The 12,608-nt window shown below is 56.4% G+C and carries 14 protein-coding genes and 1 CRISPR repeat array (1 of these 15 cut by a window edge); of the genes, 7 read left to right on the top strand and 7 right to left on the bottom strand.

Features of this window, described 5'->3' with window-relative positions; translation table 11 throughout:
• A CRISPR array of direct repeats spans positions 1 to 47; the repeat unit is 30 nt (it extends 852 nt beyond the left edge of the window).
• Positions 48 to 65: 18 nt separating this feature from the next.
• The 5 genes from A3L10_RS02535 to A3L10_RS02555 form a co-directional block, all read right to left on the bottom strand.
• The gene (locus A3L10_RS02535; RefSeq protein ID WP_088866256.1) at positions 66 to 713 is read right to left on the bottom strand and encodes a hypothetical protein; all 648 of its coding nucleotides are present in this window, start codon (positions 711 to 713) and stop codon (positions 66 to 68) included.
• 84 nt (positions 714 to 797) lie between these two features.
• Positions 798 to 2,039 carry a sugar phosphate nucleotidyltransferase gene (locus tag A3L10_RS02540; RefSeq protein WP_088866257.1) on the bottom strand — a complete coding sequence of 414 codons (1,242 nt, stop codon included), beginning with the start codon at positions 2,037 to 2,039 and terminating at the stop codon, positions 798 to 800.
• An 87-nt stretch (positions 2,040 to 2,126) separates the two neighbouring features.
• Entirely contained in the window at positions 2,127 to 2,381 is a 255-nt protein-coding gene (locus A3L10_RS02545) for a DNA-binding protein (protein ID WP_088866258.1), read from the bottom strand.
• Positions 2,382 to 2,390: 9 nt separating this feature from the next.
• Positions 2,391 to 4,367, bottom strand: a complete 1,977-nt coding sequence (feoB, locus tag A3L10_RS02550; protein WP_088866259.1) for a ferrous iron transport protein B — start codon at positions 4,365 to 4,367, stop codon at positions 2,391 to 2,393.
• A gap of 10 nt (positions 4,368 to 4,377) precedes the next feature.
• The gene (locus tag A3L10_RS02555; RefSeq protein ID WP_088866260.1) at positions 4,378 to 4,605 is read right to left on the bottom strand and encodes a FeoA family protein; all 228 of its coding nucleotides are present in this window, start codon (positions 4,603 to 4,605) and stop codon (positions 4,378 to 4,380) included.
• 223 nt (positions 4,606 to 4,828) lie between these two features.
• Here A3L10_RS02555 and A3L10_RS02560 point away from each other — a divergent pair, with 223 nt between their 5' ends.
• Genes A3L10_RS02560 through A3L10_RS02570 form a run of 3 tightly spaced genes read left to right on the top strand, consistent with a single transcriptional unit; the run spans position 4,829 to position 7,029 of the window.
• The gene (locus A3L10_RS02560) at positions 4,829 to 5,191 is read left to right on the top strand and encodes a DUF4870 domain-containing protein (RefSeq protein WP_088866261.1); all 363 of its coding nucleotides are present in this window, start codon (positions 4,829 to 4,831) and stop codon (positions 5,189 to 5,191) included.
• 37 nt (positions 5,192 to 5,228) lie between these two features.
• Positions 5,229 to 6,044 carry a 7-cyano-7-deazaguanine synthase gene (locus A3L10_RS02565; RefSeq protein ID WP_088866262.1) on the top strand — a complete coding sequence of 272 codons (816 nt, stop codon included), beginning with the start codon at positions 5,229 to 5,231 and terminating at the stop codon, positions 6,042 to 6,044.
• Positions 6,019 to 7,029 carry an AIR synthase family protein gene (locus A3L10_RS02570; RefSeq protein ID WP_088867529.1) on the top strand — a complete coding sequence of 337 codons (1,011 nt, stop codon included), beginning with the start codon at positions 6,019 to 6,021 and terminating at the stop codon, positions 7,027 to 7,029. Before A3L10_RS02565 ends, A3L10_RS02570 begins: the two co-directional genes overlap by 26 nt.
• On the opposite strand, the gene A3L10_RS02575 is transcribed toward A3L10_RS02570, so the two are convergent.
• Both A3L10_RS02575 and pepQ read right to left on the bottom strand, forming a co-directional pair.
• On the bottom strand, positions 7,016 to 8,089 hold the full coding sequence (locus A3L10_RS02575) for an mRNA surveillance protein pelota (protein WP_088866263.1): 1,074 nt from the start codon (positions 8,087 to 8,089) through the stop codon (positions 7,016 to 7,018). The two genes, A3L10_RS02570 and A3L10_RS02575, sit on opposite strands and share 14 nt — an antisense overlap.
• 56 nt (positions 8,090 to 8,145) lie before the next feature.
• Positions 8,146 to 9,192 (bottom strand): Xaa-Pro dipeptidase PepQ, encoded by a 1,047-nt coding sequence (gene pepQ, locus A3L10_RS02580; RefSeq protein ID WP_088866264.1) that lies wholly within the window; start codon positions 9,190 to 9,192, stop codon positions 8,146 to 8,148.
• Positions 9,193 to 9,298: 106 nt separating this feature from the next.
• Here pepQ and A3L10_RS02585 point away from each other — a divergent pair, with 106 nt between their 5' ends.
• From A3L10_RS02585 to A3L10_RS02600, 4 genes are read left to right on the top strand one after another with little or no spacing between them, the layout of a single operon-like run.
• Positions 9,299 to 9,967 carry an HAD family hydrolase gene (locus A3L10_RS02585; protein ID WP_088866265.1) on the top strand — a complete coding sequence of 223 codons (669 nt, stop codon included), beginning with the start codon at positions 9,299 to 9,301 and terminating at the stop codon, positions 9,965 to 9,967.
• 41 nt (positions 9,968 to 10,008) lie between these two features.
• Positions 10,009 to 10,275 carry a 50S ribosomal protein L35ae gene (locus A3L10_RS02590; RefSeq protein ID WP_088866266.1) on the top strand — a complete coding sequence of 89 codons (267 nt, stop codon included), beginning with the start codon at positions 10,009 to 10,011 and terminating at the stop codon, positions 10,273 to 10,275.
• A 46-nt stretch (positions 10,276 to 10,321) separates the two neighbouring features.
• Entirely contained in the window at positions 10,322 to 11,458 is a 1,137-nt protein-coding gene (locus A3L10_RS02595; RefSeq protein WP_088866267.1) for a tRNA (guanine(10)-N(2))-dimethyltransferase, read from the top strand.
• Between the two features lie 48 nt (positions 11,459 to 11,506).
• Entirely contained in the window at positions 11,507 to 12,601 is a 1,095-nt protein-coding gene (locus A3L10_RS02600; RefSeq protein WP_088866268.1) for a VIT1/CCC1 transporter family protein, read from the top strand.
• Positions 12,602 to 12,608 lie beyond the last annotated feature (7 nt).

Here is a 12,608-nt window from a genome sequence, read left to right on the forward strand (position 1 = left end):
ATGGCTGAGGACCCGGTGTTGCAATAAGACTCCAGAAGAATTAAGAGGCAAAAATCAAAGGGAACTCACTCCCACTCCCCCATATCGAAGGGATACTTCGTCTTCAGCACCGCTATCGTCATCAGCCCTGCGCCGATGTACTCCATTATGATGTCCCTGATCTTGTTGTTTATCGGTTCGTCCACGTGGGGCAGTATCGTGAGCGAGGCAGCGAGCTCTATAAACTCCCACAGAATGCCAATGACGAGCAGGGCACCCATCGAGTACTTGACGATTGTCTTCGCGGTCCAGCCCTTGTTGTTGATTTTGGAGTATTCCAGGGCCGTCTTGGCGAATATCGTCCACATCATCAGGCCGCCGAGGGAATGGCCGATTATGTCACCGTTCTCGTAGACGTTGTAGAGGTCAACGTTGAGTATCGGGACGTTGAGGAGCGTCACGTGGAAGAGGAAGAACACCGCGACTATTATCATGACGCCGTTGTCGTATATCGAGCTGATCCACGGCCATACCTTTTTGCTCGGATTGGGATAGAACTTTCTGACTGAGAGGGCGAACAGGAGAACCACCAGCGCGAATATCGAGGTTCTGAGCTGGGTATCACTGTTGTGCACTATGGAGTTGACGAAATCGAGGAACACGACGAATATCGCCAGCGCCAGCGCAACGTCTTCCCTGCAACTGAGCTTTCTCTTTTCGTAGAATTCCGCCATGAGTTTTCACCTTCGATTAACTACGAGGTTCGAGAATAAAAACCTATTGCCCGAAGGTCGGGAAAAGGAGTATGAAAAAAGAACTCAGAAGAGCCACTGGTTCTCTATGCACTCGTCGCACGGCGGCTTCTCTCCGGCAATGGCCTTGAACTTGGTGTAGATACACTCGGGCAGGCCGAGCGGGCAGCGGTCCGGGGTGACCCCCGGCCTCACCTTGGTCGGGTCGAGCTTTATCTTGATGTAGGCCTCGTACTCCTCGACCTTCTTCCATGGGAGAACCTTGGCACCGTAGATGACCAGGTTGTCGTATATCCTAGCGTAGTCGCCGACGACGGCGTTCTCCTTGAGGATGACGTTCTTTCCTACGACGACTCCCTCGCCGAGGATGCTGTCCTTTATCTCGGAGCGCTCCTTGACGATGTCGTTGCCTATGAGGATGGCGCGCTTGAAGTAGGCCTTGTCCTCGACTATGGTGTTCGGCCCGATGTAGGTGTAGGCCTTTATCTTGACCCCGTGTCCTATCTTGGCGCCCTCGTCGATGTACGCCGGACCCTGTATCTCGACATCCTCAGGAACCTCCGCGCCTTCAGCGATGGTGTAGTAGCCGTTCTGCTTGGTTATCTCGTCCATGGCGAGCTGGTGCGCGTAGAACAGGTCGTCGGGCGTTCCAAGGTCAATCCAGTAGTACTCACGGGGTATCTTGTGCGCGTACACGGCCTCCTGACCCACGAACCTGGGGAGAACCTCCCTCTCGAAGTAGACCTCCTTGCCCTTGGGTATGGCCTCCAGAACCTTCTTGTTCACCATGTATATTCCGGCATCGACGAGGTTGGTCTTGGGCCTTTTCGGCTTCTCCTCGAAGTGCACGATCTTTCCGTCCTCGTCCATCTCAACGACGCCGTATTTTTCCGGGTCGTAGACCTTGGTGACGGCCACCGTTATGAGGCCATCGTTTCTCTTGTGCGCCTCTATGAGTTCGCCGAAGTCAAAGTTCGTGAAGACATCACCGTATATGACCAGAAAGTCCTCGCCCACGTAATCCTCAACGTTCTTGAGGGCTCCTCCGGTCTCTAGGGGCATCGGGTCGTTGACGAACCTTATGCCCTTCGGGTAGTCGCTCATCTTCTCGTCGATGAACTCCCTTATCTCGCCGCGCATGTAGTGAACGGACAGGATTATCTCGTCGATCTCCGGTATCTTCTCCAGGCTCTCCAGGAGGTACTGGAGGTTGGGCTTTCCGAGAACTGGCACCATTGGTTTCGGTCTGGTCGATGAGAGTGGCCTTAACCTGGTACCAAAACCACCAGCAAGAATAACAGCTTTCATGGTATCACCGTTTAACATTCCGGTGGGAAACTTATATATTTTACGGCCATTAAATATGCCCAACGATGAACCGGAAGGAGGACGCGCTCATTTCTGTGCATCAACCCGAAATTCGGTCACCGTGTACACCTTTCCCTTGAACCTGAAGCACGACCCTGGGCAGACGCTTTTCAGCGGACAGCTTTCGCAGGCAGAGCTGCCGAGCTCCACCCGCTCAACGTATCCCATGCTCTCCAGAACGCTGAAGGCTCCCTCGACCTCCTCCCGGGGGATCGAAAGCTCCCGCGCTATCTCATCAACGCCCTTCCCTTCCTTTATTAGTTCCAGTATCCTCTCCAGCATCCCTACACCTCAGTATCCTAGGACGACCCCCAGGTTCCAGACGAGTATCCCCACGATGCTCGCAAGGCCTATCATGTAGACGACCGTGAAGAGTGCCCATTTCCAGTTGCTCTCTGCCCTTATTGCCCCTATCGTAGCGATGCACGGAACGTACAGCGTCGTGACGAGGGCAAGCACGAAGGCCTGAAGTGGCGTCATGGCACCGACTATTGCCTCCTCGCTGCCGTAGATTATGCCGTAGGTGGAGATGACGTTCTCCTTGGCGATGATTCCAAAGAGCAGGCTCACCGCGGCCTTCCAGTCGAGTCCCATGAGGCGCATGTAGGGCTCGAAGAAGGCCCCCAGCCTCTCGGCGTAGCTCTGCCCGGTTCCTATCTCGACCGGGTAGGTGCTGAGGTACCAGATGACCACCGAACCCAGCAGGATTATGGTTCCGGCCTTCTTGACGAACTCCTTGCTCCTCTCCCACGAATGGAGCGTTACGGTCTTCCACGATGGTATGAGGTACTCCGGCAGCTCTATTATGAATGGACTCTCCTCTCCCCTGATCACGAAGCGGCTGAAGAGCCATGCCATGAGCAGTGCCAGCAGTATGGCCGTCGCGTATATGCTCACCGCGATTAGCGCTTGGTTCCCCACGAAGAAGGCCCCCGCAAGGAAGCTTATAACGCTCAGCCTGGCGCTGCACGGTATGAGCGGGTTGACCAGCATCGTTATCAACCTGTCCCTCTCCTCGTCCAGGGTTCTCGTTGCCATAACCGCCGGAACGTTGCAGCCGAAGGCAAGAACTAGGGGAATGAAGCTCTTTCCCGGGAGGCCGAACTTCCTCATGATGCGCTCCATGACGACCGCGGCCCTCGCCATGTAGCCTACGTCCTCGAGGATCGACATGGCGAGGAACAGCAGGAAGACCAGCGGGAAGAAGCTCAGGACCGAGCCGACACCAGCGATGACACCGTCAACGAGGAGACCGCGGAGCGTTTCGTTGGCGATGTGAGGTGCCAGCCACTCGCCGAAGGCGGAAAAGGCTTCATCCAGCAGGCCCTGCAGGGGCAGTCCAAGGGCGAAGACAAACTTAAACAGGACGTAGAACACGCCGAAAAGTGCGAGGAGGCCGTAAACCGGGTGCGTGAGGAACCTATCCAGCTGGTCGCTGAAGGTCTCGCCCTGCTCGTGGGAGTACCTCACGAAGCGGTGCATGAGGCCGTCTATGAACTCGTACTTCTGGCTGGCTATGATTAGGTCCATCGCCCTCTTGTAGCGCTCCTCCACCTCGGCTATGTGCCCCATAATCTCGTCGAGCTTCTCCTTTCCGAGGTGCCTGAGGATGAGTTTTATCACACCATCGTCCCTCTGGAGGAGCTTCACCGCGAGCCAGCGGAGGTTGTACTCCTCGGCGAGCTTGGTGTGCTCGAGGGCCTCGATTATGTGCCCTATCTCCCTCTCGACCTCGGGGTCGTAGGTGGGGACGGTGGGCTTGGTCTCAATCTCTCCGTTCGCCATCCTGTGTATCTTGTCCTTGAGCTCGTCCAGGCCGACTCCTTCCTTGGCGTTCAGCGGGACAACGGGAACCCCTAAGAGCTCCTCCATCTTCCTGGCGTTTATCTCGATGCCTCGCTTCTCGGCGAGGTCCGTCTTGTTGAGCGCTATTATAACGTTCTTCAGGCCCATCTCGAGTATCTCCATCGTCAGGAAGAGGTTCCTCATGAGGGCGGTCGCGTCAACGACGTTCACAACTACATCGGCGCTTCCCTTGAGAAGGAAATCCCTGGCGACCAGCTCGTCAACTGAATGAGCCGTCAGGGAATATATTCCGGGGAGATCAACCACGAGAAACTTTTGGCCTTTGTATTCGAGGATTCCTTCCTTCTTCTCAACGGTCACGCCGGGCCAGTTGCCAACGTGCTGGCGCATTCCCGTGAGGGAGTTGAAGATTGTGGTCTTTCCAACGTTGGGATTCCCTGCCAGAGCCACTACCTTCATCATGGTGGGCACCTCACAGCCTTCTTACCATGACCTTGCTGGCCATTCCCCTACCTATGGCGAACCGCACACCGCCGACGGAGATTATTATAGGGCCTAGAGGATGCGACTCCAGCACCTGAACCGTCGCTCCAGGGGTCAACCCCATTGAGACGAGCCTCTGTCTGGCGTTATGGCCGCCGATGATGTTAACGACAACACCCCTCTCGCCGGGCCTCATACTGTTTAAAGGTACAATCATGAGCATCACCGTTAGGCTCTCCTAATTCGATATTCCAATCTCTCGATGACCTTAAAAAGCTTTGGTGAGCCTAACAAAACTCAGGGGTTCGAGATCAGAAATGGGTGGGTTCTGAGACGTTAAACGCACGGCGTCGGTCACGGAAAGTCGTGTTAAAACTTTGGAAAGGTATTTAAGGGATTGGAGAGAATACAACTGATTGAAGTTCGGAGGTGCATCGATTATGGAAGAGATTCCACCTGAAGAACCCAAGAAGACTTCCTTGGGTATGGATGAGAACGTCGAGGGATTGCTGGCATACGTGCTTGGATGGCTTACTGGGATAATATTCCTGTTGCTCGAGAAGGAGAGCGACTTCGTCCGTTTCCACGCTATGCAGTCAACGATAACGTTCCTGGGACTAACGATACTCAGCTTTATCCTCGGGTTCATACCAGTGATCGGAGCCGTCCTTGGAGGCCTGCTCTGGATCGTCGGCCTGATATTCTGGATACTCGGAATGGTCAAGGCCTACCAGGGCGAACGCTACAAGTTCCCGGTCTTTGGAAACCTGGCTGAGCAGTGGGTCGGTAAGGTCAACGTCTGAGGCTCATATTTTTAAGCCTCCCCAATTATTTTTTTCTATGATAACTGAGGCGGTCAGGGAAGTCAGGGAATTCTCAAGGCGGGCCGGTATTGACAAGAAACGGATTCTCGTCCTCTTTTCGGGCGGGAAGGACTCAAGCTTAACCCTGTACCTCCTGAGGAAGGCGGGCCTTAACGTATCGGCGCTGACGTTCTTCCACAGATGGAGCTGGGAGGAGCCGCTGAGGTGGGCCATGGGATTCACCCAGGAGCTTGGAGTGGAGCACTACCTCGTGGACATCACGGACGGTCTTCTCAGAGAGGTCACCGGGAGGAAAGGGCCTGTATGCATTAACTGCAAGAAGGTCATGCTCTGGAACGCCAAGTGGTTTGCCCTCAACAACGGCTTTGATGTGCTGGCCAAGGGCGACAACGCCAACGACAAGGTAATCGGCGCCCTCCTCGACCAGTGCGAGGGTGACATTAGGCTCTGCGGGCTTCCGAGGATGGGGATTCCATTCTTCCGCCCGCTCATAAAGTACACCGCAGAGGAGATCGAGGCGCTCGCCGAAGAGGCTGGAATAAGACCTTACCGCATGTACGAGCACTCACGGAGGAGGCAGTGGCGTGAGGGCTGTCCCCTCCAGTACATTGACCGGGAGGAGATAGTAACGCCCGCACTGATGGATTTGACCTACCAGGTCAACGTTGAGGTGAGTGGGCTGGCGAGAAAGAGGAGAATTCGCATGAGCGTTCGCGTGCCGAGTTTCGAGGTCATGTGCTGGGGCTGCGACGGGGAAATCCTCCGAGAGGTGAGGGAAATTATCTCGAAGTTTGGAGGGAATGAAGGTGAAGCTTCCGCTCGGAAAACTTAGAAACGATGTCCTGAGGGACGTTGTGTTCCCCAACCTGGGAGTAGAGGACATGAGGGTGGTGTACGGACCCAGGGAGGGGTTTGACTCGGCAGTTCTCGAATACGACTGCGACCACTACCTGGTGGTTGCCACCGACCCCACCCTCGGCGTCCCCGGAGAAACCTTCGGGTTCTTCTCGTACCACTTCGCGGCCAGTGACGTGGCCGTTTTTGGAGCGAGACCGAGATGGCTGGTAGTTGACATCCTCCTTCCTCCGGGGAGCGAGAGGGCTTTTATTGAGAAGGCGATGCGTGACTTGAACGCCGAGTGCAGGAAGTACGGGAGCTCGATAATCGGGGGACACAGCGGTGTTTACCCAACGATCACCGAGCCAACTTCAACGACCACCGCCATGGGACTGGTAAAGAGGAACGAACTGAGGCTTCCGCTGGCGAAACCGGGCGACAGAATTGTGGTCACGGGCAAGGTTGGCCTTGAGTTCGCCGTTTCTGCTGCATATTTCCGCGAGAAGGAGCTGAGAAAGCTCCTGAGCTTCAGGGAGATAGCCAGACTCAAGAGATCCTTCAGGTTTGAAACCGTCGTTCCGGATGCCCTCACGGCAAAGCCTTTCGTGAGGGGCATGCACGATGCCACCGAGGGTGGTTTAACCGCTCTCCACGAAATAGCCGACAACTCTGGGGTCGGATTCAGGGTCTACGCCGAGAGACTTCAGCTCGATCCGATGGTGGGAAAGGTCCTCGATTTCTACGGCCTCGATCCGTGTAGTGTCTCCTCAACCGGCACGCTGATAGCGATAGTCCCTCCCGAGAACGTCGGTTCCTTAATTGCAGAATTCAACAAAAATGGAATTATTGCGTTCGAGCTGGGCGAGTTCACCGCAGATAAAAAGCGCCTTTTAATCGAAAACGGGGAAGAGAAGGAGTTCCCAACGTTTAAGAGCGACCCCTACGTGGAGCTTTACGGGGAGGGGTTCACTTCACCCTAAACCTCAGCAGCGCCGCCAGACCGCCCAGAGCCTTCAGCTTGTCGCCTCCCTCGTGCTCGGAGCTGACCACAACGACCTCGCCGCGGGAGTAGCGAACCGAGTCCATAAGCTCCTCTATCTTCTCCCTGTGCTCGCCCTTCAGGAGCTCGTCGAGAACCAAGAGAGTCTCGACAGCCCCGTAGTTCACGGCCTCTTCAACCTCCCTGAGACCGTAAGCGGCCAGGCCGTTGTTCCTCGCCACGTTCTCAAGCACCTTCTCGACGAGCTGGACTTCCTTGGCCACGCGATTCTCGTGGTAGACCTTGTCAACCGTGCCGCGCCGTATGACCTCGTAGATGCCCGTCCTCCCGGTCACGCTCGTGTCCTCGATTACCACCTTCTTTGCCAGCTCGGGGTAGTTCTCGCGCAGGAACTTGTAGAAGTCCTCCTTGACGAAGCCCGGGCCTGCGACTATTGCCCTCTCTATGCCCTCACGGCTGATTATCTCCTCCATGCTCTTCGCCACGTCGTGGAAGAACTTCTTCTCCTCGCTCTCGCGGTTGGTGTTGTAGCGCTTCCCGCCGAGGTTGTAGCGTATCCCCTTGAGTATCTCGACGCCGTACTCCCTGATTATCGCCATGTCCGCCTCGCCGTCGTCTATAACGACTATCATGACCCTTGCCCTCTTGGAAGCCTCGACGGCCTCCTTGAGGCGCTCGATGTGGTGCTCCTTCCAGCGGGACTTCTGGATCGTGACCACCGTGCCTTCTTCGATCGCTATCGTGTGGTACTTGCCTAGGGGAACGTCGTCTCTGCTGGCGTACACTATCGGCCCGGTAACGCGGACTTGGTTGGCGAACTTGTGGAAGTTTATCTTCTCGGCCTTGACTCCGAGAAAGACGGGAATTACCTCGACTTTCTCAGCCCTCAGCGAGTCCGAGCGCTGGGCCTGCTTTCTAAGTGTTTTCGCGTAAACGGTGTCGCCGGGGTCTATGATGTGGTAGAGGTGCCAGAGGTCGTCGAGCGTTTCGGCCTTGACCTTTATCTTGCCCTCCTTGACGTCCTGGTGGATTATCTGCACTCCCTCACCCCCAGAGAAGAGTATGCGATGGCCTTTAAAAAGTTGTTAGGAGGGGCCTAAATCAGCTCCCTCTCGGTCTTGGTGAGCCTCAGTGCACCGTCCTCCGTTATGAGCACGGTGTCCTCTATCCTGACGCCGCCAAACTTGGGGAGGTATATCCCGGGCTCGATCGTGATGACCATCCCGGGCTTGAAAACCGTCTCGTCGTGCTGGCTCACGCCCGGCCACTCGTGAATCTCCAGGCCGACGCCGTGTCCCGTGGAGTGTATGAAGTAGTCGCCGTAGCCGTACTCCTTGATAACGTCCCTGACGATGGTGTCCAGCTCTTTGGCGGTCATTCCCGGCCGTGCCACCTCGACTCCCTTCTTCTGGGCCTCGAGGACCGCCTCGTAGATGTCCCTCTGCTTCTCGTTGGGACTGCCAACGACTATCGTTCTGGTCATGTCAGAGTGGTAGTGCCTGTAGAGCGCTCCCTCGTCGATGACGACTAGGTCGCCCTTCTCTATCCTCTTGTCGCTGGCTACCCCATGCGGCAGGGCGGCGCGCCAGCCGCTGGCTATTATCGTGTCGAAGGCGGGCTTTTCGGCACCGTTCATCTTCATGACGTACTCCATCTTGGCCGCTATTTCCCTCTCGCGCTTGCCCTCGCTTATCTCCTCCAGGGCTGCCATCATCGCCATGTCCGCTATCTCGCAGGCGGCCTTTATGACCTCGATTTCCTCGGGGGTCTTAACTATCCTGAGCTCTTTGATGACGTCGTCGACCACAACGAAGTCCTCGACGCCGAGCTTTTCCCGGTAGGCCTGAACGGATGAATAGCTTATCCTGCCCTCTATTCCAAGGCGCCTGAGGCCGAACTCCTTGAGCTTCTCGTAGAGTTCGCCTCCCCTCTTGAACTTGTCAACCGGAACGCGGGAAGTTTCCCTCGCCTCCTCGTACTCCAGCTCGGGAACAAGGAAGATGGTATCGTCCGGGGTCACGAGCAACGAACCCCCGAGGACGGGCGAACTCCCCGTGAAGTAAAAGAGGTTCGGCTTTGATGTGATTAGAACACCGTCGAGTTCCTTTTCGGCTATGAACTCTTTGAGCTTTTCAATCCTCATTCGACAACCACCCGTTCCCTGTAACCCCGCCGAGAATAAAACCCTTTCGGGCAACCCGCCGGTCGGGCTGGAAAAAGTTATAACCCCGTCAGTGATACATTATGGCATGGTGACGTACCTCTTTGACTTCGATGGAACCCTCGTTGACAGCACCGAGGCCGTTGAGAAGGCCCTTCGGATAGCCATCGAGAAGACTGTGCCTGCGGTTATAGAGAGCGACCTCTACGACGACTACTACAAGGCCCTGTTCCTCTTCATCAAGGGGAAGCTGACCTACCAGTACCTGGGGGTCATACACGAGCTGGTGGCTCAGGGAACGATACACGAGTACTACAAGCTCATGCCGCGATACATCAAGGACTTTCCCCACGCGAGGAGGGTTATCCGGGAGCTCAGAGCACGGGGGAGGCGCGTAATAAGCTTCTCTGGTGAGCATACTTACCCAGGCGGAAAGGTCATCTTCATGAAGAAGACGAACTGGTACGATGAGTTCGATGAGGTGATAACCTTCAGGGGCACGAAGGACATGCTCAAGAAGTTCCAGACCCTGAGGGAGTTCTATCCGGATGAGCCCTTCGTCTGGGTGGACGACAGCCCGAGCAGGTTCACGTACATACTGGACGAAAACACGCTTCTCGTTCAGAAGGCCTCCCCCTACAAGAGCGACGTTGCACTGCTCTTCGAGAGGCAGAACTTCCTGAAGATAAAGAGCATCAGGGAAGTGCTGGAGATAGACGACGGGCTCTCCGCCTTCGCCGAAGGGGATAAAGCTTAAAAACACCGCCGGGCGAACCCTCTCTGGTGGAGGTGGGGACGATGGCCAGGGGAAAGGCTCTCGTCCTTGCCTACGCCGGGACCAAGGAGCACCAGGACAACCACCACATGATTCTGAAGCCCCTCGGCATCGACGACAGGAGCGCTGCCTCGATGCTCATAGGCAGGAGGGTTGTCTGGAGGACGCCGACCGGCAGGAAAATGTACGGTAAAATCCTCAGGACCCACGGCAAGGGGGGCGAGGTTAAGGCCTACTTCAAGCCAGGCCTGCCGGGACAGGCGGTCGGTGACTACGTCGAAATACTCTGAGCGCAACCCTTTAAACCTCCCAACCTTTTCTTTCTCCGGTGAGAGAATGGAGTTCGTTGAGGTGCGCGAGGGTCTTGCAAGAATCCTTGTCCCGAAGGCGGAGAGGATATACGACGCTCCTGTCTTCTACAACCCGGTCATGGCATTAAATCGGGATATAAGCGTCCTGGCCGTGGGAGTACTCAAACCGCGGACCGTTCTCGATGCCCTCTCTGCCACTGGAATCCGAGGCATCCGCTACGCCCTCGAAACCCCCGTCGAGGAGGTCTGGCTCAACGACATAAGCGAAGAGGCCTTCAACCTGATTCTGAAAAACGTCCGGCTGAACCTCGGCGTCGATGGGGAGAGGATAGGCGAGAGAAGGTTCTCGTTCGAAGGAGAGAAGAAGGTTATAGCCAACCTCGACGATGCCAACAGGCTTATGGCCGAGAAGTTCCGCTACTTCGACTTCCTCGACCTTGACCCCTTCGGCTCCCCGGTGGAGTTCCTCGACACCGCCCTGAGGAGCGTCAGGAGAAGGGGAGTTTTAGCAGTCACCGCCACCGACACCGGCGTCCTCTGCGGCGCCTACCGGCACGCCTGCCGCAGGAAATACCTGGCGGAGCCGATAAGGGGCGAGCTCTGCCACGAGACAGGCCTGAGGATTCTCATCGGAACCGTTGTCAGGTACGCAGCCAAATACGACCTCGGCGTCGAGGTTCTCCTTGCCTACTACCGCGACCACTATTTCAGGGCCTTTTTGAGGCTCAAGAGCGGCGCGAGGAAGGCCGACGGGAGCATTGAACGGCTCGGCTACCTGTGGCAGGATGAAAACGGTAGGTTCGGGTACGAGAACTCCTTCCTGCCCAAAAGACCGGCCGTATACGGCCCCCTCTGGCTCGGTCCGCTGAAGAACCAGGAGTTCGTTGACGAGGTGCTGAAGCTGGCCAATGAGTACCCCCTCGCCCACAAGAAGACGCTTCCGTTCCTCGAAACCATCTCCGAGGAACTTGACGTTCCTTTCCACTACGACACCCACGCTCTGGCCAGAAGAAACAACCTCCAGGTCGGGAAGCTCGCGGAGATAATCGAGATTCTCCGCGGGAAAGGTTACTCCGCAACGAGGACACATTTCTCCCCAATGGCCATTAAGACGGACGCGCCCTTCGAGGAGGTGCTGGAGGCGCTTAGGAGCCTTCAATGACCGACATCCATTTAACCTAGGCCGCCGTTCTTTCCAGGGGGTGAGGGAATGGACGAGATGCTGGAGCTGGCGAGGGGCTTCTACAAGGATGAATACGCCGACTCGGTTCTCTACGCCCAGCTGGCCAAGATTGAAAAAGACGAGGAGATAAAGAAGGAATTTCTGCGGCTCTCGAGTATCGAATCAAAGCACGCCAAGTTCTGGCACGACTTCATAAAGCGGCACGGTGGAGAGGTTCCGAAGCCTTCTGTGAAGAGGCTCACGATATTCAGCGTCAAGCTCCTCAGGAGACTCCTCGGGCCAGGCTCGGTCGCTTCGCTCCTTGAGATGGGCGAGAACAGTGCGATACAAAAGTACTTCAAGTACCTCACGACCTACGCGGACAGGTTCAGCGAGGATGAACTGAGGGAGATAAAGGACGTCATCCTGGACGAGCTGGAGCACGAGAAGTTCTTCTACGAGAGCAAGGAGCGCTTCCACGTCGAGAACACCCGCGACCTCGTTCTGGGCATGAACGACGGGCTGGTTGAAATCCTCGGTGCCGTCACGGGTCTCTCCGCGGTGTACCCGAGCAACCCACAGCTCGTTGGAATAAGCGGCCTCATAGTCGGCGTAGCCGGTGCGCTCTCGATGGCCATAGGCACCTTCGTCTCGGTTCGCTCCCAGAGGCAGATTAAGGAATCCATCCGCGACAGGATGGAGGTCCTCTTCAGGGTTTCGCCGGAAAGGGCGGCCGAAGAGCTTGTGGAGAAGCTCGTCGAGGGAGGAATGCCCGAGGAGGTTGCGAGGGAGGTCGCAAAGGAACTCGCAGACAACAGCGATGCGATAATGCAGCTCCTCCTTCCGGAGGCGGAGGAGAACGAGATAAGGGCGGCGCTCTACACGGGCTTCGCTTACCTCCTGGGTGTTGCCTTCCCGGTCACGCCGTACTTCCTCGCATCCAGCTCGCTGACGGCCCTTCCCTTCTCGATACTGCTGGCGGGCTCTGCCTTGGCGATAGTGGCGACCCTGATATCGCTCCTCTCCGGAATCTCGATCAGGAAAAAGGTCGCGGAGATGGTGGCGACGGGCCTGGGTGCGGCATTCCTGAGCTATCTCTTCGGCCGGCTCATGGAGGCTCTCTTCAACGTCTCGGCGCTTTGATCTGTTT

The organism is Thermococcus radiotolerans (assembly GCF_002214565.1).
Taxonomy (GTDB): Archaea; Methanobacteriota_B; Thermococci; order Thermococcales; family Thermococcaceae; genus Thermococcus; species Thermococcus radiotolerans.

Bases quoted from the DNA above. Each gene is read 5' to 3' on its own strand.
- A3L10_RS02585 (WP_088866265.1), top strand. From the start codon at position 9,299: ATGGTGACGTACCTCTTTGACTTCGATGGAACCCTCGTTGACAGCACC.
- A3L10_RS02545 (WP_088866258.1), bottom strand. From the start codon at position 2,381: ATGCTGGAGAGGATACTGGAACTAATAAAGGAAGGGAAGGGCGTTGAT.
- A3L10_RS02535 (WP_088866256.1), bottom strand. From the start codon at position 713: ATGGCGGAATTCTACGAAAAGAGAAAGCTCAGTTGCAGGGAAGACGTT.
- A3L10_RS02555 (WP_088866260.1), bottom strand. From the start codon at position 4,605: ATGATTGTACCTTTAAACAGTATGAGGCCCGGCGAGAGGGGTGTTGTC.
- A3L10_RS02590 (WP_088866266.1), top strand. From the start codon at position 10,009: ATGGCCAGGGGAAAGGCTCTCGTCCTTGCCTACGCCGGGACCAAGGAG.
- A3L10_RS02600 (WP_088866268.1), top strand. From the start codon at position 11,507: ATGGACGAGATGCTGGAGCTGGCGAGGGGCTTCTACAAGGATGAATAC.
- A3L10_RS02560 (WP_088866261.1), top strand. From the start codon at position 4,829: ATGGAAGAGATTCCACCTGAAGAACCCAAGAAGACTTCCTTGGGTATG.
- A3L10_RS02565 (WP_088866262.1), top strand. From the start codon at position 5,229: ATGATAACTGAGGCGGTCAGGGAAGTCAGGGAATTCTCAAGGCGGGCC.
- A3L10_RS02595 (WP_088866267.1), top strand. From the start codon at position 10,322: ATGGAGTTCGTTGAGGTGCGCGAGGGTCTTGCAAGAATCCTTGTCCCG.
- pepQ (WP_088866264.1), bottom strand. From the start codon at position 9,192: ATGAGGATTGAAAAGCTCAAAGAGTTCATAGCCGAAAAGGAACTCGAC.
- feoB (WP_088866259.1), bottom strand. From the start codon at position 4,367: ATGATGAAGGTAGTGGCTCTGGCAGGGAATCCCAACGTTGGAAAGACC.
- A3L10_RS02540 (WP_088866257.1), bottom strand. From the start codon at position 2,039: ATGAAAGCTGTTATTCTTGCTGGTGGTTTTGGTACCAGGTTAAGGCCA.